The organism is Robiginitalea myxolifaciens, assembly GCF_900115205.1.
GTDB classification, from domain to species: domain Bacteria; phylum Bacteroidota; class Bacteroidia; order Flavobacteriales; family Flavobacteriaceae; genus Robiginitalea; species Robiginitalea myxolifaciens.
This window is the reverse complement of record NZ_FOYQ01000001.1, coordinates 151,918-177,694: the sequence shown is the minus strand read 5'-3', so window position 1 is coordinate 177,694 and position 25,777 is coordinate 151,918. Positions and strand designations below refer to the sequence as shown.

20 protein-coding genes are annotated in these 25,777 nt (G+C 43.9%); 4 read left to right on the top strand and 16 right to left on the bottom strand.

All coding sequences use genetic code 11. The annotated features are described in order from the left end of the window. Window positions 1–112: 112 nt before the first annotated feature. Window positions 113–1,834, top strand: coding sequence for a GMC family oxidoreductase (locus tag BM318_RS00830; protein ID WP_092979918.1), 1,722 nt, complete (start codon window positions 113–115; stop codon window positions 1,832–1,834). Window positions 1,835–1,837: 3 nt separating this feature from the next. After that, window positions 1,838–2,554: a gluconate 2-dehydrogenase subunit 3 family protein gene (locus BM318_RS00825; RefSeq protein ID WP_092979916.1), complete on the top strand. Its 717-nt coding sequence runs from the start codon at window positions 1,838–1,840 to the stop codon at window positions 2,552–2,554. Here the strand turns inward: BM318_RS00825 and BM318_RS00820 are convergent. The 13 genes from BM318_RS00820 to BM318_RS00760 all read right to left on the bottom strand — a co-directional run bounded on the left by BM318_RS00820 (window position 2,551) and on the right by BM318_RS00760 (window position 18,172). Continuing rightward, complete coding sequence (locus BM318_RS00820; RefSeq protein ID WP_092979915.1) at window positions 2,551–4,860, bottom strand: GumC family protein; 2,310 nt, start codon at window positions 4,858–4,860, stop codon at window positions 2,551–2,553. The genes BM318_RS00825 and BM318_RS00820 overlap by 4 nt on opposite strands. 78 nt (window positions 4,861–4,938) lie before the next feature. Then, on the bottom strand, window positions 4,939–6,693 hold the full coding sequence (locus BM318_RS00815; protein ID WP_177218234.1) for an acyltransferase family protein: 1,755 nt from the start codon (window positions 6,691–6,693) through the stop codon (window positions 4,939–4,941). Between the two features lie 13 nt (window positions 6,694–6,706). After that, on the bottom strand, window positions 6,707–7,462 hold the full coding sequence (locus BM318_RS00810) for a glycosyltransferase family 2 protein (protein WP_092979912.1): 756 nt from the start codon (window positions 7,460–7,462) through the stop codon (window positions 6,707–6,709). Next, window positions 7,459–8,307, bottom strand: coding sequence for a glycosyltransferase family 2 protein (locus BM318_RS00805; RefSeq protein WP_218154973.1), 849 nt, complete (start codon window positions 8,305–8,307; stop codon window positions 7,459–7,461). The genes BM318_RS00810 and BM318_RS00805 overlap by 4 nt, the downstream gene beginning before the upstream one ends. Next, window positions 8,304–9,266, bottom strand: a complete 963-nt coding sequence (locus BM318_RS00800; protein WP_092979911.1) for a glycosyltransferase family 2 protein — start codon at window positions 9,264–9,266, stop codon at window positions 8,304–8,306. Before BM318_RS00800 ends, BM318_RS00805 begins: the two co-directional genes overlap by 4 nt. Window positions 9,267–9,307: 41 nt before the next feature. Beyond that, a complete protein-coding gene (locus BM318_RS00795; RefSeq protein WP_092979909.1) occupies window positions 9,308–9,868 on the bottom strand; it encodes an LbetaH domain-containing protein in 561 nt (186 codons plus the stop codon). Further along, window positions 9,847–10,800 carry a glycosyltransferase family 2 protein gene (locus BM318_RS00790; protein ID WP_177218233.1) on the bottom strand — a complete coding sequence of 318 codons (954 nt, stop codon included), beginning with the start codon at window positions 10,798–10,800 and terminating at the stop codon, window positions 9,847–9,849. The genes BM318_RS00795 and BM318_RS00790 overlap by 22 nt, the downstream gene beginning before the upstream one ends. After that, window positions 10,797–11,939: a glycosyltransferase gene (locus BM318_RS00785; RefSeq protein ID WP_092979907.1), complete on the bottom strand. Its 1,143-nt coding sequence runs from the start codon at window positions 11,937–11,939 to the stop codon at window positions 10,797–10,799. Before BM318_RS00785 ends, BM318_RS00790 begins: the two co-directional genes overlap by 4 nt. Further along, window positions 11,933–12,931, bottom strand: coding sequence for a glycosyltransferase family 4 protein (locus BM318_RS00780; protein WP_092979906.1), 999 nt, complete (start codon window positions 12,929–12,931; stop codon window positions 11,933–11,935). The genes BM318_RS00785 and BM318_RS00780 overlap by 7 nt, the downstream gene beginning before the upstream one ends. Further along, on the bottom strand, window positions 12,924–14,369 hold the full coding sequence (locus BM318_RS00775) for an O-antigen polymerase (protein WP_092979904.1): 1,446 nt from the start codon (window positions 14,367–14,369) through the stop codon (window positions 12,924–12,926). Before BM318_RS00775 ends, BM318_RS00780 begins: the two co-directional genes overlap by 8 nt. Then, window positions 14,366–15,634, bottom strand: coding sequence for a lipopolysaccharide biosynthesis protein (locus BM318_RS00770; RefSeq protein WP_092979902.1), 1,269 nt, complete (start codon window positions 15,632–15,634; stop codon window positions 14,366–14,368). The genes BM318_RS00775 and BM318_RS00770 overlap by 4 nt, the downstream gene beginning before the upstream one ends. A 23-nt stretch (window positions 15,635–15,657) precedes the next feature. Beyond that, on the bottom strand, window positions 15,658–16,962 hold the full coding sequence (locus BM318_RS00765) for an MraY family glycosyltransferase (protein WP_092979900.1): 1,305 nt from the start codon (window positions 16,960–16,962) through the stop codon (window positions 15,658–15,660). Window positions 16,963–17,494: 532 nt separating this feature from the next. Then, window positions 17,495–18,172, bottom strand: a complete 678-nt coding sequence (locus BM318_RS00760) for a class I SAM-dependent methyltransferase (protein ID WP_245759700.1) — start codon at window positions 18,170–18,172, stop codon at window positions 17,495–17,497. 184 nt (window positions 18,173–18,356) lie between these two features. Here BM318_RS00760 and BM318_RS00755 point away from each other — a divergent pair, with 184 nt between their 5' ends. Further along, window positions 18,357–19,250 (top strand): mechanosensitive ion channel family protein, encoded by an 894-nt coding sequence (locus BM318_RS00755; RefSeq protein ID WP_092979896.1) that lies wholly within the window; start codon window positions 18,357–18,359, stop codon window positions 19,248–19,250. On the opposite strand, the gene BM318_RS00750 is transcribed toward BM318_RS00755, so the two are convergent. The 3 genes from BM318_RS00750 to BM318_RS00740 all read right to left on the bottom strand — a co-directional run bounded on the left by BM318_RS00750 (window position 19,247) and on the right by BM318_RS00740 (window position 23,568). Further along, on the bottom strand, window positions 19,247–20,437 hold the full coding sequence (locus BM318_RS00750; RefSeq protein WP_092979894.1) for an acetate/propionate family kinase: 1,191 nt from the start codon (window positions 20,435–20,437) through the stop codon (window positions 19,247–19,249). The genes BM318_RS00755 and BM318_RS00750 overlap by 4 nt on opposite strands. Before the next feature lie 2 nt (window positions 20,438–20,439). Then, window positions 20,440–22,527 (bottom strand): phosphate acetyltransferase, encoded by a 2,088-nt coding sequence (gene pta / locus BM318_RS00745; protein WP_092979893.1) that lies wholly within the window; start codon window positions 22,525–22,527, stop codon window positions 20,440–20,442. A gap of 111 nt (window positions 22,528–22,638) precedes the next feature. After that, entirely contained in the window at window positions 22,639–23,568 is a 930-nt protein-coding gene (locus BM318_RS00740) for a DUF6607 family protein (protein WP_092982000.1), read from the bottom strand. Between the two features lie 106 nt (window positions 23,569–23,674). Here BM318_RS00740 and BM318_RS00735 point away from each other — a divergent pair, with 106 nt between their 5' ends. Further along, on the top strand, window positions 23,675–25,774 hold the full coding sequence (locus BM318_RS00735) for a TonB-dependent receptor plug domain-containing protein (RefSeq protein WP_092979892.1): 2,100 nt from the start codon (window positions 23,675–23,677) through the stop codon (window positions 25,772–25,774). The last annotated feature ends 3 nt before the right edge of the window (window positions 25,775–25,777 follow it).

Here is a 25,777-nt window from a genome sequence, read left to right as displayed (position 1 = left end):
ATGATAATTGTCAGTACTCTGGAGAATTTGGCGCTGCCTACCAGAAAATTTGAGGATTGCGCATAGAATCGAACGAAAACCACTAAATTTTACGGAGCTAACAACCAAACGCATGCAAATCATAGAAGATCCCAAAGTTTACGATGCTATAATCGTAGGCTCCGGGGCAGGAGGCGGAATGGCAACCAAGGTACTGGCCGACGCAGGTCTCAATGTGGCCGTGGTAGAAGCCGGTCCGTTTTACGACCCTGCCGCCCCGAAACAACAAACCCAAATGAAGTGGCCCTGGGAAAGTCCCAGACGTGGCGCATCGACCACCCGACCATTCGGCGATTTCGATGCAGCCTACGGGGGGTGGGAAATCGAAGGGGAGCCCTACACCCGTGTCGAGGGTACCGAGTTCGACTGGTTTCGCTCCCATATGCTAGGGGGAAGGACCAATCACTGGGGGCGAATTTCCCTGCGTTTTGGCCCGCTCGACTTCAAACACAAAGACGTCGACGGTTATGGGGACAACTGGCCCATAGGCTACGAGGATATCAAGCCCTATTACGACCAGGTCGATAAACTCATCGGGGTATTCGGCACGAATGAAGGTTTACCCAATGACCCGGATGGATTCTTTTTGCCTCCTCCTAAACCCCGACTTCATGAATTGTTCTTTATCCGCGGGGCACGTAAATCCGGGATTCCGGTTTACCCGGCCCGGATGTCCATGCTTACCAAGCGAATCAACCAGGAACGCGGGGTTTGTTTTTACTGTGGACAATGTAGTCGCGCCTGTTCGGTCTACGCCGATTTCTCGGCCGGGACCTGCCTGATTTTCCCCGCCCAGAAAAGCCGGGGTCAGGTAGACCTTTTTGTCAATTGTGTGGTGCGGGAAGTTACCACTGACGACAATGGCAAGGCCACTGGGGTAAGCTATATCAACAAAGAAGATCGCAAAGAATACAAACTCAAAGGAAAGGTAGTCGTGCTCGGGGCTTCGGCTTGTAGTAGTGCGCGTATCCTCCTGAATTCCAAGAGCCCGCAACACCCCAATGGTTTGGGGAACAGCAGTGATTTAGTTGGAAAGTATTTGCACGATTCCACCGGGGCAGACCGTATGGCTTTTGTTCCGGACCTGATGAACCGCAAGGTGAGTTACAACGAAGACGGAGTAGGGGGAATGCATGTGTATTCGCCCTGGTGGGGAGACAATTCCAAATTGGATTTCCCACGCGGCTACCATATTGAACAATGGGGTGGTATGGGAATGCCCTCCTACGGCTTTGGTTTTAACGTGGTCGACTTCAATAAATTCTTTGGCACCAAGGTCGGAGGCTATGGCGATGTCCTGCGCTCCGACGTCAAAAAATACTACGGCGCCCTGGTAGGGGTCAGCGGACGCGGGGAATCCATTGCCCGCAAAGACAACTACTGCGAGATTGATCCCAATACGGTAGATCAATGGGGGATACCGGTATTGCGTTTCCACTACAAATGGTCCGATCTGGAACGCAACCAGGCCCGTCACATGCACAACACCTTTGAAGAGATCCTCACCAATATGGGAGGGGAACTCCTGGGGGAAAAACCGGGAGCGGATCGGGATTACGGACTGCACGCCCCGGGACGCATTATCCACGAAGTGGGTACGACCCGGATGGGAGACGATCCCAAGACCTCCGTTACCAACAGATTCCAGCAATTACACGACGCGGACAACGTATTCGTGGTAGACGCCGGGCCATTTGTGAGCCAGGCCGACAAGAATTGTACCTGGACCATCCTTGCGCTCTCCTGGCGCGCTTCGGATTACATCGTGAACCAATTGAAGCAACAAAACATCTGATCCATGGACAGAAGAGAAAGTTTACGGAATATAGTATTGGGTTCCCTGGCCGGGAGCCTCGCCCTGCATGGGTGCAAGCCCGAGGCCGATACCGATTTAATCGAAGAAGTAGATCGCGGCTCCCAGGAATACTACGGCCGGACCAAGGAAGAGTTAGAACGGGATGCCGAACTCATGGAGGATGAGGTGTTCCTCGCCCATGAACGGGCTACCCTGGTAACCCTTTGCGATCTGATACTCCCTGCTGGGGACACCTACAAAGCCGCTTCTGAAGCCGATGTGGCTGGTTTTATCGAATTTATGGCCAAGGATATCCCGGAGCTGGAAACTCCCTTACGCGGCGGCCTGGCGTATTTAAACCACGAATCCAACACCAATTTTAACCTGGACTTTGCCAAGGCTTCCGAAGAGCAGCAAAAGCAGATTATTGACCCCATTGCCTGGTACGACCCGGAGGTTCCTGAATCGGAGCGGGGGATGGCTGTAAATTTCTTTTCCCTGGCCCGGAACCTGACCCTTACAGGCTTTTACACCTCCAAAATTGGAATTGAAGAGCTCGGATACAAAGGGAACATGCCCAATGTCTGGGATGGCGTTCCCGATGATGTGCTGGAACAGCACGGGGTGGCCTATGAGCCGGAATGGTTGGCCAAATGCGTAGACCAAAGCAAGCGGAACATCCAGGCGGAATGGGACGAGAATGGGAATTTGATAACCTAGTACTTCCGCGACTTTAGCGAGCCCATATCATTAAGGACATAGGCCATTTGAGGCAACTGGTTCTTCTGGTGCAGCTCCCGGGAATATTTTACCATGTTTTTGTCGGAATAGCCCGCTCGTACGACAAAGAGGGTAGCATCTGCATAACGCGCAATTTGCAGGGTATCGGCGACTGACATGCAGGGAGCGGTATCCAGGATAACCAGGTCGTAGTTTCGGGAAACCTCCCGGATAAAGGAACCAAATCGCAAACCAGAGAGCAACTTCACCGGGTTCTCTGGTAACTTACCACTCAGGCAAATGTCCAGTTGTTCATGGTTGTGGCTGCCCGCAATGATTACATCCGAAGTATTGAGTTTGGAGTCGGTGAGGTAATCTCCGAGACCGTACGCATAGTTCTGTGGCTTTACGTATTTGGCCAGGCCGGGATTGCGCAAATCCGCACCAATTAACAGGACGCGTTTGTTCATCTCAGCACTCGCGAGGGCCAGGTTCAGGGCCACGGAAGACTTCCCTTCTCCCTTTACTGCAGAAGTAACCAGAATGCAGGAAGCATTCTCGAAAGCCGGTGCTTCGGAAGCCACGTTCTTTCCACCTAAATACTCCAGATTGGTACTGAGGATACGGAACGATTCCGCCTGCACGGTGCGATCCTTTTCGCGGATAATTTCTTTCCCCTTGCGGTAGGAAGGAATCTCCCCGATTATTGGGATGGCCGGTTCTATTTTCACCAAATCGGCCCGCTCTTCTACCTTGTTGGAAAGCGAGAAGCGGAGGTAGAGGAAAATAAAGGGCACAAACATCCCCAGCATCAGGGACATCGGGTATACAATGCGTTTTTTAGGGGAAAGCGGTTCGCTATCCGTCAGGGCGTAATCGATCACTTTGATCGATGGGGCAGTAACCGCGTAATTCAGGGCGGCCTCTTCCCGTTTTTGTAGCAGCAATACAAATAGGTTCTCTTTGATACTTTGCTGCCGCTCTATGGAGCGAAGGATTTTTTCTTTTTCAGGGAGGCTGGAGAATGCCGTATTCGCCCGGCTGCGTTCCCGATTGAGCTGGCGCAGGGAAAGCCGTAACTGGGTCTGGTAAATATTGATCGTTTTCAGGATGTTCAACCGCGCCTGCTGCATCTGGTTGGAGATCGAGATCAGGGTAGGGTGGTTCGCCCCTACACTTGCAGACAAGCGTTCCCGCTCAATGGCATTTTGATTGTATTCGGCGACCATTGAATTAAGTCCGCTGTTTTCAAGGCCTACATCGACTGGAAGGAGGTCATAGGAGGATTGGTCCGTAACTGCTTTCTTAAGTAAATTTGCTAGGCTTACCTGGGTTTCCAGCTGCGTGGCTTCATCGCGTGCAGAACCCAATTGTTGTATCGAGAAATCCACATCTGAGGAAATCTCCGAGAGCTCGTTGATCCGTTTAAAATCTTCCTTGCCCACTTCTATGGAATCCAGCTCTTGAGAAAGGCTTACAAATCGCTCATCGATAAAGTCAAGAGTACGTTTAGATACCAATTGCCGGTCTGCAATCCCATCCTGGTTGAATTTCGCAATGAGCTCATTGAGGATGGATTCCGAACGCTCAACGGATTCGCCGCGAATCGATAAGGCAAGGATTTCACTGTTCTTATTAACCGGTTCGATCCGGATTTGCTGCGCCAGGTTCATTACCGCCTGTTTCAGGGGCATCAGGACTATTTTAAATTCTTTGTCTGCGTAATCCTTCGGAGTGGTGTCTGGGCGCAAGACCAAGTCAAAAGGATATCCTGCTGCACCTGATTCCGGAACATCCACGGCCACTGTTCGGGAACGCTCGTTCTCGTCGGTTATTACGGCTTCGTTTCCATTAATGACCAGGGTGTAGCTCAAGGAATTCTGAAGGCTATCCTCCTGGATTAATTTGGTAACGGCAAAAGGCGGATTCCAGATTTCCGTAGTCTTTACATTACCGACCTGATAATAGCTTACATCGAGATTTAAGGCCACCACTACCTGCCGCAAAATGCGATAGGAGTGAAGTACTTCCATTTCGTTTTCCATGTTGATGGAAGACCCAGTCCCCAATAAGGAAAGGGCGTCGGAATTGATATTGATCCCTTCCTCCTCGTTTAAGATTTCGATCTTAGCGGTGGATTCGTAGGTCACCGGCGCATAACGCATGTACAGGAAGCCCAGGGCAACACATAGGATAACTCCAGCGACGAACCAGGGCCAGTATTTGAGGTATCGGGACACAAGACTTTTAAGGTCCTGTCCCTGACCGCTTTCTTCCAGGTCTATTTCAAAGGTTGATTCTGCCATTGCTTTTGGGGCCTAAGCGAGGGATAAAAATAACAAAGATTTCAGAGGAGGGGCTATGGAAAAGGTTAAAAGAAATATCTATTTCTCTAAAATCTCATCTAGTTCATCCTCGAATAAATGAGCAAAAAATTTGGCACCCGCTTTGGTGAGATGTCTACAGTCTTGACTAATGAACATGCAATCATCTTCGAATACCGGGACAGTTCCATTATCATCAATTATCCTTGAAATCAAATCAATATAACGATCGCCCCAAAGCATCTTTAGTGAATCATTTTTTAGCAAATATCCACTTTCCATTTTGGTTCTCTGTTGACAGTAATCTTGTCCTGAATAATTATAAAACAAACCATTGTTTATTCCGAAGTTCTTTGTACCTACATACCAAATTTTATTAATAGGCAAGTCACTCGTAAGAATTGTATGTTTTTCTATTTCCGAGATAAATATGATATCTGCTTCTGTCGAAAAGTACACTGTTTCATTTTGAATTATTGGTGAATAGGAAATATCAATACGGTCTTTATTTTTACTCTCCAGAAGGACGTTTGCCCAATCCCTAGCAAAGCTATTACCCACGATCAGGACCTTTAATTTGTTAGGTTCTTTTTTAAAGTCTAAACCAATGCTATTTATTCGGTCATTATACTTCGCATGAATATTTCTCTGTCCCTGACCAAAAGTCAACCCCAATTCTGGAATGTCCCGAATTACACCACCGACCTTATAAATGTAGTATGACACCCCCGTTGTAACTATAAAGGCAACAAGGACAGAAACCAGTACTGTCTTGGTGGAGAATCTCTTTCTAAAGGGCTGCTCAATTAAATAATACGTTAGTGCGGAGAAAACTATGGTAAGGGCAAAAATGAGGGCATATCCGCCTATATTAATTTCATGGTAAACAGTAGTTCTAGCAAAAGCTAGTAAAACCTGATGCCACATATAAAGGCTAAAACTGATTTTTCCAATGAAAACCATAAGCCGGTTCTCAAGCAAATATTTAGAGATTATCGAGGTTCTATTGGCTGTGATCAGTACACCACAGGTTAACAATACCGTTATTACGAGAAGTGGGGATTCAGGGATAAAATTCAGTCCAAAAATCAGGCATCCAGCTAGTAATACTAGGAAAAATGGACTGAAATTATGTTGAATCAACCTGCCGTTAAGAATGATTGCCGCAACACCCCCAATTGAAAGTTCGAAAAATCTGAAGGGCAAAGTGTAGAATTTAATGTATTCGGGAAACGGGCTAACAAACAACCCCAGTGATAAAAGCGTTAGGGCTATCAAACTCCATAAAATCCATTTTGAATTAAGCCTTCCCAGCATTAGAAATAGAAATGGATAGACCAGGTAATATTGCTCTTCAATACCCAAACTCCAGGTGTGCATTAAGGGCTTGAATTCATTGACAACGTCCCAATAGTTTTTGGTAGTAAGGATTTGGAGCGTGTTATTATTGAAAAAATTAGTCGCAATAACACTTTGTGCGAGGTTCTCGAGATCGTCAGGTAGCATAAAAGCAATACCCAAGACCAATGCAACTGTGCAAATAAATAGTACTAATGGAATAATTCTTTTAATTCTCCTTAAGTAGAAGTCCTTTAAGGAAAACTTACCACTGAGATGTTCCTTATAAATTATCCCGGTAATCAGGAATCCGCTAATGACGAAAAAGATATCTACCCCCAGATATCCTGCAGGTAAATGCCCAAAATGGAAAATAATTACGGCAAGTACCGCAATAGCACGAAGCCCATCAATATCCTCCCGATATTTTCGGCCTTTGATTAGTTCTATCTTCTTTATGCTTGTCTTGCGTTGCAACGTATACTGAACCTTATTTATTTAGGAACTGACCTATTTTGGAGATATTTTTAAGGGTCAGCGACCATAAGGGAATGCGAAAATTGTGATCTCGCATGACCTGATAATCCTCCTTGGACTTTTGAATAAGATTACTAAGACTTTTGTTGCTCGCACCTCCTGTCCGCATGTGTACCAGCACTTTGGGGAGATAATTAAAGCTCAATTCAGGGTCCCGAAGCACTCGAAGCATAAAATCATAGTCTGCTGAAATCTTGTATTTCAAATTAAATTTCCCATGTTTTCTATAAACATCTCTTTTAAGGAAGAAGGTGGGATGGGCGGGCATCCATCCCCGTCTCAGAAGTTTGGGATTAAAGGGTTGGCTTTTCCAATAGCGGATTACCCGTGTAGGATCTTCTTTTGAAACATATTTTAAATCGCCGTAAAGGCCGTCGGTATTGTTTTGATCAATGCTTTTTGCAATACTGGATAACACACGGCTATGTGGGAGTAAATCGTCCGAGTGCAGGAAACCAATGACATCACCTCTTGCTTTGTTAATCCCTTTGTTTAGGGCATCGTAAATACCTTGGTCGGGTTCTGAGAACCACTTTAAACCTGGTATTTTACTTTGATAGCCATATACGATTTGTTTTGACCCATCGGAAGACCCACCGTCAATAATCAGATGCTCCACCTGCTTGTAGTCCTGCATAGCTACGGAATTCAGGCAAGCTTCCAAAGTTTCAGCACTATCGTAGGTAGCTGTGATAAGGGTGAGGGTCATTTGATATTTAAATTATTGTAGGAAAATTCCGCTATTTTAAGCTGAATCTGATAAAAATAGTTTGCCTTTAATTTGGCAAAAGCTAGTCCTTCTTTACCATCCAAAAATCCACCCTTAATCACGTATGAAGAAATGAAATACACAATAGGTAGCAAGCCTAGTGAGAGAAGCCTATACTTCACCTTTTGTCTGAAGTTGAGACTATTTTGAGAATCTCGTTTAAGTTGTAAATATCTTCTGGCTTCCCAGGAGGAATAGGAATTATGTTTTGAAATATAATGAGCTAAACCCCTGTAGTCATTATGGATTATTGGACTGTTGATCTTGCCAACTTTTCCTTCTATTATTGGGTGTTCATGTATCTCCATATCGAGATTACTCCAATGCTCTTCATCGATTCGTTCGTAGGCGCCTACTTGCCTTTTAAATAAGGCCAACTTACGCATGGAATCACCGAATCTTAGCCTTTTGCCCATGAAGTGGTTGGTGTACTTCAGCCAATAGCCATCAAAGTGCGAGTTGTTAATTGCGCGACTAAGTTCATCTTGGAATTTTGGAGTTATAATCTCATCTGCATCCAGAAAGAGAACCCAATCGTGTTTGAAATCAAAATTCTGAAGAATCCAGTTACGTTTTTTTGGAAATTTGCCATTCCATTCAAAGTTCACATATGCTGCTCCCAAACTTTCGACAATTGTTTTAGTACCATCGGTACTATTGGAATCAACAACAATAATTTGAGAGAAGTCTTGTAGTGCCTCAAGACAACTCTTTATGTTTTTTTCTTCATTCTTTGCGGGAATGATGACAGAGACTGGTATTGTCTTGTTTTTTAGATGCTTCAAAACCTCAGAATTGCCTTTATGCTATTCATAAATCTAAAAAAAGCCCTTCCCAGTAATGGACTAACATTATAAGCCTGCATCTCAACTTTCATCAAAGGAGAAAGAAAGGGTTTTGCCAGGAAGTAATTTTCTTTAAAGTATTCTTTTCGATAGCTTTTCTGGTAGAGTTTCTTACCGTTTTTTCTGCTATACCCTATCCACATATTACACTTATAGAATGCCAGCTCAGTTTTAAGAGGGGAAATAAGGTTATTTTCCTCTAAGATTTCAGTGAGGTACTTGAATTCATCAAAATACTTCTCTACAGCTACAGGATTCGTTGAATAGGATATATTAGAATCATGTATCACATAATTGATTACCGTTTCATCGAGGTAGGCAATTGATGGATTCAGTGTGGCAAAAATTTGAATGTTTGCCAAGGTGTCTTCTGATAATGCCCGGGTAATCGGAAGATTTACTTGCTCAAGGATATTTCTTTTATATAATCTACCCCAAAGATAAACCTGTAACTTTCCCAAAAGAAGATACCTCAAATTACTCAGTTGATCTGGATTGATTGGGATAGCATTTTTTATCAATCGTTTTCCTCCATGGCGATGTTGACAGAAGTTCCCCACAACAATATCTGCAGAGGTTCGCTCATAACACGATACCAACTTTTCGATTGCATCCGGTTCAAGAAAATCATCAGCATCCAGAATTGAGACTAATTCCCCTGAAGCGATTTTTAAAGCGTTTTTCCGAGACATATAAGTGCCCTGGTTATCTTGATCGATATATATAACCCTTGAATCAGCCTCAGCGAAGGTTTGAATTATTTCACTTGTTGAATCTTCGCTGCCATCATTTACCACAACAATTTCCAACTCAGGATAAGATTGCCCTATAGCAGACTCCAGGCATCTACCTATATGCCTTTCGCAATTGTATGCCGGAATAAGAATGGAAACTCTCATGAGAAATAAGAAGCCCAGGAATTCTGCCTCAGTCTATGATCCTAGGTTTTGTTTATGGTTCGTTCTTTTAACTTAACGGCAGGATTGCCCCCTACAACTGTCCAAGGAGCAACGTCCTTGGTTACTACTGCTCTTGCCGCAACGACCGCTCCTTCACCTACATCTATTCCCGGACCGATAAAGGAATCTGCCGCCACCCAGGCTTGTTTACCTATTCGAATAGGTTCATGAACAAGTTCGTAGGTAGGGCTAGAAATATCGTGTGAAGCAGAACACAAGTGAACGTTATGAGAAATTACCGCAAATTCCTCTATTATAACCTTGTCTACATTGTATACTCTGCAGTTGTACGAAATACAAGCGTTGTTTATTTCAAGATTCCAGGGAGCCCAAATTTTGGCGGAAGCGAATACCAAAGGATTACCTGTGATTTTCGCTCCGAATATTCTAAGAATTAAATTTCTCCAAAACTGCAAGGGGCGTCCAGCAAATGGTCTAAAAAGAAGCCAATATGCTACAAACCATATTGCTCGCCCTGCTTTGTTTTTTAAACCCAAGCGATTCTTGTAGTTCTGTAAATCTAAAGTCGATCCTTTATCCATTTCATTGATTTGGTAGAAATCCTTCCTAACATGGGATTAATAGTATATGCTATTAGCTCGATCCGTTGATAAAAAGGCATGTGTATAAAGCCTTTGAAAAAGTTTTCTTTAAATATACCCCATCTGTACTCCCGACTTTTGACCTTTAATCCATTCATCCGGCAATAGAGCACCCAGCTTCTTGATTTATAACCTGCATACTCATTATCGAATTTTTGAATAGAGCCTCCCGCCTCAAGCATTTTCTTTACCACTTGAACCTCATCAAAAATTGCTTGAACATTTTGAGGCGCTCGTGAGTAGGAATTGAGATCCGTATGAACTCTATAACATACTGTTGGTTCATTGACTATACCTATTTTTAAATCCTGAGCACTAAAGATTGCCAGATTTGTAAGCACATCTTCGGTATAAATCCTACCAGTTTTTGGTATCGAAATTTCTTGAAAAACACTTTTTTTGAATAACCTCCCCCATAAATAACTAGTTAAGCCTCCATTAAGTAGATTTTTAATAGCATCTATATTACCACCATCCCCAATCTCATTGTTAATAAGGACTTTCTTATCACCAGTTATTTGATAGTGGTTAGAAACAACGATATCATATTCTGAGTTTTTCATTTTTGCCCAAAGAATTTCTATTGCATTGGGTAATAAGTAGTCATCTGAATCTAAATGAACTATATAATCATAATTTGCTTCTTGGATAGCTCTTTTACGGGCTAGATAGATCCCTTTATTTGTTTGATTGAATACTTTTATTCTTTTGTCAGTCTTTTGAAATTCATTCAATATAACATCAGTATTATCCGTACTACCATCGTTTACCACCATCACTTCAAAATCCCTTTTACTCTGACTAATAACAGAATTGAGACATTGTGCTAGATGCTGCTCACTATTGAAGCAAGGAATTAGTATGCTTATCATACCACAAAGTCTGGTTTTGGATCGTCTCTTTCCAGCCATTCGTAAAGCCGAGCCATTTGATTCCCAGTTATACTAATGTCATACTTTGATTCAATTAGTTTTCTGCCATTTATTCCCATAGATTTTAAATCCTCTTTGGGTAATTTTATGGACTCTCTTAAAACTTTAAATAACGGAAGGACGCCAATGTCGATCCACCAACCGCAATTATAAATTTCTAAATCATGCCACGGTGCCCCTTTTGTAGTAATGACCGGAGTGCCTGAGGCTAACGACTCTGTGACTACTATTCCAAAATTTTCAGTATAAGTGGGAAGGACAAAGATTTCCGCACGATTAAAAAGTTCTTGTTTTTTGGCCCCATATATGGGTGGAGAAAAATCAATACTACTTTGTAGATTATTTTCTTTTACAAGATTCTTTAATGATTTGATATAGTTTTCTTGACCATTTCCAACAACATTTACTTTCCATTCTTTTCTTTCACTTTCAGGAATCATGGACCAAGCTTGTATTAGGTTTTCTATTCCTTTTTTAGGATGAATTCTTGAAAGGAATAAAATTTCCCGCCTCCCATTCTCTACCTTATCGAATTCACTAATGGGGTATTGTAATGGTATTCCGTTAGGTATAATCGCTATGGGATTATTTAATCCCAATTTTCTTATGCTTTTTGCTTCAAGCTCCGATGTGGCATGAATACAATTAGCCTTTTCCAAATCTAGTCTTTGATAGAGTTTTAGAGCGACATTCTTTTTTAGTCTCTTTTGTTTTAGTGACCAAGGCTCTAACATCCCTCTAGGCGAAATCAGGTAAGGAATTTTGTTCATTCTTGAATAAGAAGCCATTTGATGAACAGGTAATTGCCAAATTCCATGACCGTGGAAAATTGAACTTTTAATAGTATTGACTACACCTTTAAAGTCCTCAAGTCTACCCAGCTTATCATAGGACAAATTGTATATTTCAGCATTTTGATTCTTAAAGGAATTTAAGAACGGATCATCGGTAATTTTTGTTAATAATTGGATTGAATAATCTGGGCGAATTCGTGATAGTTCCTCGATTAGTTGAGTACAGCTTCGAGAGGGACCGCCCCCCTTATTATCAATGGAAGAAAGGACATGAGTAATTACCATGAGAGGTCTATTTTAAAAACATCCTTATACAAATGTCGGTAACGCGACAAGTATTCCTTTTTACTAAATCTATTTATGTTTTTCAGTCCTGATTCGATCAATTTTGATCTGTACAACTCATCAGTTATTATCTTCTCAATTCCATGTTTTATTTGACTTAAGTCATGTGGATTAACATAGTGGGCACCCTTTCCAGCGACAAAGGGCATTGAACTAATATTGGAAGTCATAACTGGAACGCCTAAAGCTTGAGCTTCTAAAATTGGTAATCCGAATCCTTCAGAGGTTGAAGCGAAATAAAGCAAATCAGACTTGGAGTAGAGTTCGGATAAATGCGCTTCACTAACATCGTGGAAATTACTATAGCTTATATTTTCACTTTCCAAAAAACCCTTTTGTAATTTGCTTAGTTGACCAACTACAATCAATTGAACTTCTGATGAATCCTTTACCGCTTTGAAAAGCATTAAAAGATTTTTATTTGATTTAGTTCCAATCGATATAATTGTAAACTTCTGATTTCTTCTTTTTACTGATGACTTAATTTTTGGGATGGAAAAGCTATTCGGGATTGTCGTTATTTTGCCTCGTCGAACCCAGAAATTTTTTAAAAGTTGATTTTTAGTGGTATCGGAGATAACCACACATTTGTTGCAAAAAATTAAGGGTAGCTGGAACCAGATTAAGCCCATTAAGTGCTTTCTAATACCTTTTAGTTGTTCATATCGATTACAATCATGTATAGTTAGTATAGATTTTTTCCAAAAAAGAATAACGCAGACGTAATGAACATCTCCCGAAACGTGTATGAATTCTTCATCCAATTGAGTAACACATTGGGTAATTATTTTAAATAAATTATTGGCCGAGTTTAAGTTCACTTTTAGGTAAAAAGGTTCGATGTCAGGCATTTTTGAGATAGGTTCAAAAACCTTTTCAATGCTAAATTTACCTGCCTCTGGTGGTCTAAATACAAGAGCAATTCTAGCCAATCTTTATTTTTTTTTGCGAGAAAAACATCTTATTTGTAATTAAGCAAAGAAGGACTATTTGAAGAATGCTTGTGATCATGGAATAGATGTCAAATTCTATCTTTAATAGCCTGATAAGAATTAAAGCGTAGATCATTAAGCCTAAAGGATTACTTAAACTCAAATTGAGCTCAAAGTAACCTATTGCAATACCCAGTAAAATAAATGAGAGGAGAACATATATCGTTCCTCCTTCCATATATGCCCACCCATAGGTAGTCGGAGTAATTGAAGTGGAATCATTTCCCGTTGTCATTTCGTAGAGCCTTCTGCCGATATCTGCAGTTGGCTTATTTGGTAATACTATTCTGGGAACTATCCATGCAATGGGCAGAAAAACATATCTGTCCATAAACTTATATTCATTCCAATATTTCTCATTTTCAATGCTATACATTAAAATGGCAAACATTGACACTCTTTTTTGATAACTCTCTAGACCAAGAACAAAAGACTCGGAAATATTATTTTCCAAAGTTTTGGAGATTGCTTCTTTTACCATCTGCGGCTGGCTAAGTTCTAGGCCTTGATTAGTAAGACTCCTAAAACGATTATTAATTGGATAGATTAATACTACGATTACCAAAAAGCTTAGAAAATACTTCAGTGAGATTTTTTTACCACTAATTAAATAGGGAATTCCTACGATCAGAATTGGGGAAATAATAGACTCTTTACTACCAGATAAGAACCCCAGAATTACCTGAAGAACCAAAAAGACGATAAAAACTAAATAGAATCTTCTATCGCTGTACTCATACCTAAAAATAATTATGGACATGAACACCAAGAATATCGGAGTCCAAGTAATTGTAATTTGATTAATTAATGATTGAAAAGGATTTAGATTTTTAGGATTGCTATCGAAGTCAATAAATCCATTTATCACTAAATAAATTTTTGCAACCGCAAAACAACCGATTATGAAGTATAGTAGGTTGAGGTTTTTTAATAATAATAGGTGCCTATATTCATTAAGCTTCCTAGTTCTTAATTGCGGAAGTTCTTTGGAAATGTATTCGCCTAGTTTTAGCGATATAAGAGCCGTTAATATTACTAGTAGGCATTTAAGAGCAATTTTTGAATTAACAATAACAACATTGTGGACCAATAGTCCATCTCGATTATCAAGAAGAAAAATTAAGAAGAGAAAATTTAGCACTAATCCTAGAAAGGTTGACAGCCTGAACCAATCAAGAAGCTTTGGTCTACCAAGCTTTTGCCAATTGCTCAAAAATTCAATTAGTGTTAGTTGAATTAGCACGCCCGTTATTACAATGCTAACCTTCAAATCAAAGGATTCGATAATGAAAAAGGACGTAACCAGGTAAACAGAAAATAGTAACCAGATTACCAATCTGATTTTGATAAGTCCAGCCTTGGATAATGTTAAATTCATTTGTTTAATCCAGATAATTGGACAACATTCCGTCTAATCTTTAATACTAAAACCAAATACATTAAAGCTTGTATCGTAAAGCTAAAAAATGTTGAAATAGCAGCTCCCCAGATTCCGAGAATTGGAATTATAATAACATTTAGCAGGATATTAATTGTAGCGCCTACAACATTAATCAAGAGAATTATTTTTGTTCTCCCTCCAGCGTAAAAGTAGATTTCGAAGAATTGTGAAATTGTATATGTAAAAAAGGCTGCCGCGATCCAGAAAATTAGGTAAAATCCTTCTTGGTATTCAGTAGATAAAAGAATATTTCCTATTAAACCACGAGTAAAATAAATCAAAACAAGTATAGGTAAGGCGAGTGCTAGATAAAGCCAAGATTTCTTAATAATTGCGACTATCTTTTCCTCATTTTTAGACTTAGAGAACACCTTAGGGGTTAAAAGGATTAAGAATATTGGACTTAGAGTTAGAAAGAATTTAGATCCAACCCCATAGCTTGCACTGTAAATTCCAACTTGCTCAATATCCAAATAAGCCTCTATTGCATATCGGTCAAAATAATTGCTTATCCAGGTCCAAATTGCAAGACTGGCAAGGGGCCATGCGAACTTTAAATATCTTTTGAAATAGGTGTAGAAGTGAACTTGGAATTTTTGCCTGTACGTTATGTAAGTCTTATAGAAAAGTAGTAATCCAAGAGCTGACCCGACGAGTTGCATCAGCCATAGCGCGTTCACATCACTGGTAAATTTCCAACCCAACACAAAGAATAAGAAGAGAAACAAGAGACCGAGAAGAGCTCTAAGGAGTCCTAGATTTGAAAATGTTATAAGCCTTCCTCCAATATTCAGTTGATCATTCAGTAGTTTGTTCGCCGTGTTGATTGGGAAAAAGACAAACAATATTAGGATTAGACTCAAGGAAAGATTTCCGAAATACCACCAAAAGAATAGGAGGAGGCAAACGAATGAAATTAAGACGCTGAAAAATACCGTTCTTAAATAATATGAGGATCCTATTCTAGGAATAAATGTTGTGTTAGATGCTTTTGCGAACTGTATGGCAGGGCTTACCATTAGGGAGGTGAAAAATGTGAAGGTAGCGAATTGTATCCCGTATAAACCGAAGTCTTCAGGAGAGACATATAGGGCAATCACTTTCCCGGATATTAGTGCAATAAAAGCTCCTGCTACTTGTGAAAAAAAGACGTAATTCCTTTCCCTATTTCTGGTGAGATCTTTAAGTTTTTGGAAAAGCATGACGCTGGTTTAAAGCCGTGGAATCAACCGGATTGCTTTGCTTTCGAAATCTCACGTTTTGACTCATCTGTAATGAAGCGAAATTGAGAGTCCGATTTCTTTTTAGAATTATTGGTTGCCTCTACCTTAAGCCGTTGTTTAAGAATGCGTAGTCTTTTTCTATTCAGAATTTCAACTGGATTAATGGTATTGGCTCCCAGTGTTTTTCCTTGAATTGTATTATCAATGCTATATTGTAGCAATTCGTCATTCGTACGGACTACAAAAACCCACATATACAACCCCATCCCAGCAAATAAGCCAGTAAAGAACTGCACTGTTGGGTCCCAGTCATTGATCAGCCAAATCAAGCCCACCATAAGGACATTGCTAATGCTTATGGCAAATGTGGCTTTCATATGTGAGTAGCCAACATCCACAAAACGGTGGTGGATATGGTTGCGATCGGCGTGGAAAGGGTGCTTGCCATTATAAATGCGTACTGCAAATACCCTCAAGCTATCTACCATCGGATAGGACAGTAGGGCAAGCAGGATAATAGGTGCATGGGGTACCGTGTACAAAGCAGTTTCAGACGCACTCACTTCTACAAAGCAAACCCCTTGATAGGCCAGCATATACCCCAGAAATAAGGAACCTGAATCTCCCATAAAGAGTTTCTGGCGTTCTGAGAAATTGTGACTTAAAAATCCGATAAGGGCCCCGACGAGGGTAAAAGAAACCAGGGACAAAAACATTTCCCCGTTGACCAGGAAAAAGAATCCAAAAATTGCACTGCATAGGGTAGCGATGGATCCTGCAAGGCCATCTATTCCATCCGTTAAATTGAAGGCATTAATTATGACTACAAAAACGCAAAGGGTGAAGATAACTGAACCAAAATAGTGGAGTTCCCAGATTCCCATAATCCCCCCAAAACTGCTGATGCGAACATCCGTAGCGAGAATAACAATGGCCGCAGCGAATATTTGCCCAAGGAATTTCTTTTTGGGAGCAAGTACCAGTAAGTCGTCTTTGATACCCAGGAACAAAAGGATAATAGTAGCTGCAACGATGGAGATGAGTCGCACGAGTTCGCCTTCCTCCAGGGCAACGAAAATCCCGAACAACATAAGGGCCAGCGAAAAGGCCAGAAACATGCCAACACCCCCAAGGGTAGGCACTTTTTTGATGTGCGAGCTGCGCTCATCGGGTTCGTCCATCAGATTTTTCTTCTGGACAATGTAAATGATCACCGGGTAGATTCGGATGCTGATGATCCATGTAGCTACTACAGCAACGGCAACCAATACAGGGAGATACGACGAAAGATCGTATATCAGGGGCATGGGGTGGTTATTTAGTGACTCGTTCGTGCCGTTGGTGAATGCGAGGGGGAATAGCAGCTCACCAGAGCTTTTAAAATATCGAACTCCTCTCAAAAATGCACAATTATCCGGGAGAACGGTTACATAAATCCGATTAATTACAAACAATTAATCCACGCCTGTGTTAATTATTAATTTCTCAGTTTAATCCTGCCTTGATTGTCAGACACATAATAAAAAAAGAGGGCCGGAGCCCTCTTTTCTGCTTTACAATATGTTATTCTATTTAGGAGAAACGAATCAGCTTAAGTGCTGTGTGTCGTCTTGTATTTTTCCAACTCGCGTGGCGTGAAAGAACTTTTTCCAGGCCACTAGAAATAACTTCTGTGTGTGACTTTGACTGTTTCATGATGTTGTTGTCCAAAAAGCGACGAAGGCAATAGGCCCTCATTTTTTCGCTCACTTCTTAGACGTAAATAGTCCTCAATTGTTTCATTCGTTAACAGAGTTTAACTACCCGGATAATTTCTTAACAAAGGGTTGGCAATCCGGACTATTCCCGGACAAAAACCAGGCAATGTTGCCAGGGTAAATTGGAAATATTGGTTTCGTATGTGAACCCATTGGCCTCATATTCAGCGATCGCCTGGGCCTCGGACATTTTATGCAATTCTTTGATGGGTACCTTGGGATCTTCCTTGCGGTATTCGATGAGGTAAATCTTTCCGCCTGGTTTCAGTGCAGCGTACATGGAGGCCAGCATTTCGACAGGGTAGGAGAACTCGTGGTACACATCTACCATCAGGATTTTATCTACGGAACCAGGGGGAAGGTTTACGGATTCTTCCGTGCCCTGTATAACTTCGACGTTCGTGAAGTTGCCTTTGCGCTTGCGCTCCCGAAGTTCCTCGAGCATTTCCACTTGCAGGTCTACAGCAAAGACTTTACCGTCCCTAACTTTTGGAGCCATTCGAAAGACATGGTATCCCGAGCCGGCGCCAATATCCGCAACCACATCGGTCTTTTGTAAGTCCAGGTTTTTGAGAAGCAGGCTTACCCGTTCCTCGGATTCCCGCTCAGGTCTATCAAGCCAGGGCATGCCCCCCGCACCCATAACGTGGGCGATCTCGCGGCCCATATACCACTTACCGGTTCCAGAATAGGAGCCTTCTTTAAAGGTGTAGTTTTCGGTCTTGCGCTCTTGTCCCGCACAACCGAATGTTAGCAGCACGCAAAAGCTTAGGCAAAGCGAATGGAATAATCTTTTAGTCATCAGAGCAATTATTACTTCCAGAATTTAATCATTTCAGCGCTTAAAAGTCAAAGTCGTTGTTGATTATTTGAGTTAATCTGCCGTGGTATTGGGATAAGGATCATTAAAAAGTTTCATAAATTGATAAAAAGCGCTAACACCCATGAAATCAAAATTTGAAACAGCATTCGACGAAATGCTGAATAAGCTTAATTCCTGGTTCGATACTATAATTATGAACCTCCCCAACCTGGCCCTGGGGTTGATCGTATTTATAATCTCGCTCTTCCTGGCGCGCTATATCCGCAAGGGCATGCGGCGCGTCCTGGATCGGAGCAGCCTGCAGGACAGCATGAAAAACCTGTTGGCCCGTATCACTGCGGTAGCCGTAGTCCTTTTGGGGTTATTCCTGGTATTGGGAATCCTAAACCTGAGTAAGGCCCTGAATACCGTGCTTGCAGGTGCCGGAGTGGCAGGTCTGGCTGTTGGTTTGGCCTTGCAGGGCGCTCTGGCGAATACCTATTCCGGGATCGTGCTCTCCATGATCAAGCAGGTGAAATTCGGGGATTGGATTAAAACCAATGGCTATGAGGGCGAAGTAGTAGATCTGAATCTGCGGGCCCTTACCTTAAAGGAAATCGACAATAACCTGGTGTACATCCCCAATAAAATGGTGATCGAGAATCCCATTAAGAATTACTCCACCACCTCGCAGTCGCGCGTAATCCTGGAATGTGGAGTGGCCTACAACAGCGACCTGAATAAGGTGCGGGACTTGGTTCGGGAAACCGTAGTCTCCCATTTTGACTTTATCGAGGGGAAGGAGGAAGTGATTTTCCTCTATAAGGAATTCGGCGGCAGTTCCATCAATTTTGAAGTCCGTTTCTGGATCAATTCCACCTCGGCCCTGGAGCTGGCCAAGGCAAAATCCGAGGCCATGATTCAGATCAAGGCGGCCTTCGATAAAGAAGGTATAGAAATCCCATTCCCTATTCGGACGCTTAATATTCCGAAAGATACCCTGGAGGAACTTTCGGGGAAATCAAACGCCAGCTAGGCCAGCAAACCAAACGTCTGTTTGGCGATTTCGAGTTCCTCGTTGGTGGGGATTACAAATATTTTGACGCGCGAAGACTCAGCCTGGATTTCAGAAACCGGCTGTGACTTATCCAGGCCAGTATTCTTTTGAGTATCTAAGGCTATTCCCAAATAATCCATTTCCAGGCAAACCTGCTCCCGGATATAGCTGGAATTTTCCCCGATACCGGCCGTGAATACCAGTGCATCCAAACCGTTCAGGGCGGCGGCATAAGCCCCGATGTATTTTCGGATGCGATAGACGATCATTTCAAGCGCTACCTGGCAATCCCGGTTTCCCGCCTCGGCTTCTCGTTGAACATCCCGGAGGTCGGAATACCCGGTTAATCCCAATAGCCCGCTTTCTTTTTGCAGCAAAGAATTAATTTCCTGCCCACTCATGCCCAGGGATTCCATGAGGTAGAAGATTACGGATTGATCAATATCCCCGCTGCGGGTTCCCATGATCAGGCCGTTCGATGGGCCAAAGCCCAGGGAGTGATCCACGCTTTTTCCATTCCGCAACGCGGTCATACTACACCCGTTGCCCAGGTGGATGGAAATGATCTTGGAATCGGATTGGCCCAGGGCCGTTTGCGCCTTTTCGCTCACGTATTTATGGCTGGTTCCGTGAAAGCCATAGGCCCGGATATTGTTTGCTTCGGAAATTTTTCGGGGGATGGAATAGCGATACGCTTTTTCGGGCATGGTCTGGTGGAAGGCGGTGTCGAAAACCGCTACCTGGGCTGCAGCGGGCATCAACTGTTCGCATATTTCAATCCCGGCCAGGTTGGCTGGATTATGCAAAGGAGCCAGACTAGCGAGTTGCTCAATGGCTTCCCGCACGTGAGCATCTACCCGGGTTGGGGCATCATAGCTATCCCCGCCGTGCACAACGCGATGTCCTACAGCCTGGATTTCTTCCAGATTTTTAATACATCCCAATTCAGAGTCTGTCAATAATTGAATTACAGCTTTTAGACCTTCCTCGTGATCCCGAAAAACAGCATCCCTAACAATTGAATCTGTAGGGTTTTGGTAGTGGATGGCCCCCTTGGCTTCCCCGATACGCTCCACCAACCCCTTGGACAAGACTTGCTCCTCAGGCATCTGTATTACCTGGAATTTCAGGGAGGAACTACCGGAATTTAAGACCAGAATTATCATCTTCAGTGCTTTTGCGCTTGTATCGCGGTTACAATTACGGTATTGAAGATATCCTCAACGGTGCAGCCCCGACTCAGATCGTTGACTGGTTTATTGAGTCCCTGGAGCATGGGCCCGATAGCAATGGCGCCGGTTTCGCGCTGGACGGCCTTATAGGTGTTGTTTCCTGTATTTAAATCCGGAAAGATCAGGACGGAAGCCTGCCCTGCAACCGCGGAGTCCGGGAGTTTGCTTTTACCAACAAGCGGATCTACAGCGGCGTCGTATTGGATGGGCCCCTCGATCTGGAGGTGCGGTTGCGTTTGTTTTACAATTTCCGTGGCCTTGCGCACCTTGTCTACATCTTCCCCTTTCCCCGAGCTACCGGAGGAATAGGAGAGCATGGCAATTTTAGCAGGAATCCCGAAAGCCTCGGATGAGGCGGCCGAGGAAATCGCAATTTCGGCCAGTTGATCGGCGGTGGGATTGGGATTTATGGCGCAATCCCCGAACACAGATACCCGATTCTCCAGGCACATAAAGAACACGGAAGAAACCACCCTAATACCCGGCTTGGTTTTAATGAACTGCAGGGCAGGGCGGATGGTATGTTGGGTAGTGTGCGCCGCCCCGGAGACCATCCCATCGGCATGGCCCATATAGACCATCATGGTCCCGAAATACGATACATCCTGCATCACATCCCGGGCCATATCCATATTTACGCCTTTGTGTTTGCGCAGCTCGTAGAACTGGGCGGAATACGCTTCGAAGTTTTCCGAAGCTGTCGGATTAATTATAGCCAGCCGGGAAATATCGAACCCCTGGTTTTGGGCCTTTTTCTCGATTAGCTCACGATCTCCCAACAGGGTAATGTCCGCGATATCCAAGGTGGCCAGTTCCGATGCGGCTTCGAGGATCCGGGGATCATCCCCTTCTGGTAGCACTATGTGCTTCTTGTCTTTTTTGGCCTTCTGTAAGAGGTTGTACTGGAACATCCGGGGGGTAAGTCCTTTAGGCTGATAGGTATCCAATCGCTGGATCATTAACTCCCCATCGACATGCTCGTTGAACAGGGCAATGGAGGTAGCGATCTTTTGCTTGCTTTCCGCATAAATTTTGGACTTGATGTTCCCTACGGCATTCGCCGCCCCAAAGGTTCCCTGCTGTACCGAGATTATAGGGACCTGGGTTTCAAAACCGTGTAGCAACTTCATAATGGACTCCTCCGGCTTAATGCCCCCGGTAAGGATGATCCCTGAAATAGCGGGGTAATTATCCGAGAGATTGGCCTGCAACGCACCGAGGATTATATCGGAACGATCCCCTGGGGTAATCACCAGGCTGTTGTCCCGCAGGTGGGTGAGGTAGTTGTGGAGTTGCATGGCTCCAACCCCAAAGCTGCCGGTTTGGTTGTTGAGGTTTTCCCCGCCAAAGAGGATTTCCCCCTGTAATTCCTCCACGATCTCGGCAATAGTCGGATGCGAGAGATTTTTTACCCGGGGAACGGCAAATGGCGTGGTTTTTCCCTGGAGTTCCTCGGTAAGCCGCGATCGGACCAATTCGAGGTTCTCGGGCCTAACTTTGTTGGCAACTACCCCTAAGATTTCGATCCCGCGCTTCAGGTAGGAATTCACGGCCGATTCCAGGTTCCCGGCAAATTCCTCCAGGATTTTTCCCTTAGCGTTGTCTACCAGCACTACCGGGATGCCCAGGTTTTTGCAGATATCGATATTGAGGTCAAACTCGATGATGCTCCCATCGCTGGCGAAATCGCTGCCTTCGACCAAAATAAAATCGAATTCCTTTTCCAGGCGTTTGTACTTATCAAAAATCAGATCCAGGATATCGCCCTGCCGCCCGTCGTTGTACATATCTATTACCTGGCTTTGAGTCAGCGCATAGGCGTCTTCCGGTTCCAGGTTCAGGTTAAAGTGGGAAACAACAGTTTTGATATGGTTGTCAATCCCCTGGGACTTAATATCATCAATAACAGGTCTGAAGTACCCGACCTTGGCCATTTTTCCCAGCAAGAGTTGCATCAATCCCAACACCACGAGGGACTTGCCACTGTGGGATTCCAGGGTGGCGATATAGATGGCTTTAGTCATGAGTGTGCTTAGTTATGAAAGGGGTATTACTGCGTCCCGCAATTTACCCCAATTTTTGCTTTACCAATAAAAAGGGCCGTGTCAATCACGGCCCTTAATGTTATGAGAAGGTTATTTTCCTTCGAGCTCCTGTACCGGGGTTTCGGCAGGGACTACGAAGCGCTTCAAAACTTCTGTAATTTCTTCGACGGAAGCATTGGCAGCTTCCAGTGGGTAGAGGTGCCTGAAGAGGGGTTTTTCATCTACCGATTTGGCCAGGGTGAGGTCGCCTTTGATATTGTAGACTTCATCCCAGGAGGAACGCACCTTGGCCCAGAAACCATTGTGCTCGGCCCACCATTCCCGGGCAATCGCACATTTGGAATCATCGACCCGGATATAGCTATTCATCCCTTTTTCCTGAGCGAGCAACACATCTTCAGCACCATCTTTACGAATGACCTTGTCGTTGTCCTGCTCGTGCACCCAGCCGTAATCTGTTATTTCGTGGCGGTTTCCCCGGAGCATCACATTGTAATCGTCCCGCTTGGTGTACTCCCGGCGGGGCAGGGGAGACGCCGTTTTATTTTCCCAGTAGTGCTTTCCGTCTACATGTACCCAGGTTGCGGAACCAGAATAGCGCGGACTGTCGTCGACCTGGTATACCTTCTGAGTCCATTGACCGGCTACCTTATCTGCAGGGAGTTCCTGAAATACCCAGTTGTTGTCCTTGTCGTAGTGGAAGACTTCCTGGTTTTCGTAGAGCCAATCCTGGCGCCAGTGCTTAATGACCATAGTATCATTAACTACTAAGAGATGCTGTATGGAAATTTTGTTTTCCTCATCGATGATAGGCAGGGCCAGCTCAAGGGCAGACGCGGTATAGTCCGGTTTCTTTTCGTAGTCCTTTTCAGGGGAAAAGGTTTCGCTGTATTCAAAGGTAATCTCATAACAACCGCATAGGTCTTTGATGGCCTCGCGGTCCAGATCTTTCTTTTCCTGACCGAGGACAAAAGTGCTGGGAAGGGCAAGAAAAGCGAGTAAAAAAGATAAATCTTTCATTTTCATGGGATAGGGATTTTGTGGTTTGTTAAAGCTGAAAATTAAAATAGTTATTATTTAGACTGAATAAGAATAACAAGTATATTTGTCACAAATTTAAATTAGAATGAGTCTAAATAAAAAATATTTAGCACTATTTTTTTTCTGCTTCACTACCCTTACAGCTGTAGCTCAGTCCACAGCCGGGAAAGACTCCATTCTAACCGAAAACCTCGACGAAGTGGTCATTACGGCCACGCGAACCATCCGTCAGTTATCTTCGCTGCCACTTCCGGTAACCCTGATTCCCAAAGAACAACTCCAGCAAACCGGGGTTACCCGGCTCAACGAAATCCTCAATGAGCAAACGGGTGTTGTCATGACCCCTGATGCGACCATAGGTGGAGGAGAGGGGGTGCAAATCCAGGGGATTGCCTCCGATTATATCTTGGTACTCATCGATGGGGTACCTGTGGTAGGCCGAAGCTCAGGCAACCTGGATTTAAGCCGCTTTGCCATTGGAAATATTGCACAAATCGAAGTAGTCAAGGGGCCTTCCTCCAGTCTTTTCGGTTCGGAAGCCCTGGGGGGAGTCATTAACATCATTACAGAGAAACCAGCTTCAGAAGACATTACCGGGCAGGTCTCCCACCGGGCGGCGACATTCAATAACCAGAATACCAACGTAAGCCTTAACCAGCGCAAAGGTCAGCTGGGGTATGCGCTCTTTGCAGACCGCCTGAGTACCGATGGATACGATCTGGCGCCCGGTCAGGAAGGGCAGACCATCAACCCATTTTTTAATTACACCTTTAGCGGCCGCATCTTTTATGAGCCTTCCGAAAAGTGGGACCTCTTTGCCTCGGGCCGGTATTTTTTTCAGGAGTTCGAAGTGGCTCCCAGTACCAGTGAAGAATCGGACTCCAATCTCCAGTTGCGCCTAACCCACAATCCCAGTGCAAAGGCCAATTTCCAATACGAACTCTATTACACCAATTATAGGACGGATGAACAAACGATAGATCCTATTGACGAACAACTGCTGGTAGCCAACGACTTTAATCAGGACCTTTTCAGGCCCGAAGTGCGTTTTAATTATTCCTTCAGACCGCAGCAAACCCTGAGCCTGGGTGGGGGGATGAATTTTGAAAGCCTGGAGCGATCCCTTTTTGCTGAGCCCGTGACCTTTACCTCCCAGTACGTCTTTGCCCAGTACGATTTTAGCCCTTTGGAAGCCCTAAATGTGATTGCCGGGCTGCGTTTCGATATCCACAGCGAATACAATTCACAGCTGAGCCCCAAGCTCTCCCTGCGCTATGAATTCGCTCCCGGGCTGGCCCTTAAAGGGTCGGTGGGGAATGGTTTCAAGGCACCCGATTTCCGGCAACTCTATCTGGATTTTACCAATGCAGCAGGCGGCGGCTATTCCGTTTTTGGCAATGCGGTGGAACGCGATGGAATCCAGCGCCTACAGGCTAATGACGAGATCGCCAACCTTCAGGTAGCCCTTGAAGATCTAGGAGAGCCATTGGATGCTGAGCGCTCGATAGGTTATAACCTCGGTATCTCCTATAAAAAAGACAAGCTCTCGGCAGCGATTAATCTCTTTCGCAATGATTTCGAAAACCTGATAGACACCCGTATCCTGGCTTCTAAACGCAACGGGCAGAATGTTTTTGGATACATTAACCGGGAGGAAGTCTTTACCCAGGGGATGGAGTTGGATATGAAATACCGCCTTACCCGAAACCTGAAGCTCTTTGCCGGTTATCAGCTACTCTATGCCTATGATAAACAGCGGCAGTCCGATGTGGGCAATGGCGAGGTTTTTGCCCGGGACCCGGAGACACTCCAAACCATCCGCCTGGAAGACTCGGATTATTTTGGCCTGGAGAATCGCTCTCGCCACACCCTGAATTTTAAAGCCTTCTACACTGTCCCAAAATGGGACGCCAATGCTAATTTACGGGTGGTTTACCGCAGTCGCTTCGGGCTCACGGACCAGAATGGAAATGGCTTACTCGACTCCTTTGACAACTCTTTTGTCCGGGGCTACACCCTGGTGAATCTCTCGCTGGATAAGCGCTTCAACAAAAATTACCAGCTCCAGGTTGGGGCCAACAACCTCTTGGATTTTCGGGGGAACAATCCCCTGGCCGCCCAGGACTCGGAACTGCTGATTAACCCCGGCATTCAACTATTCGCAAAACTCAATGTTCAATTCTAATTC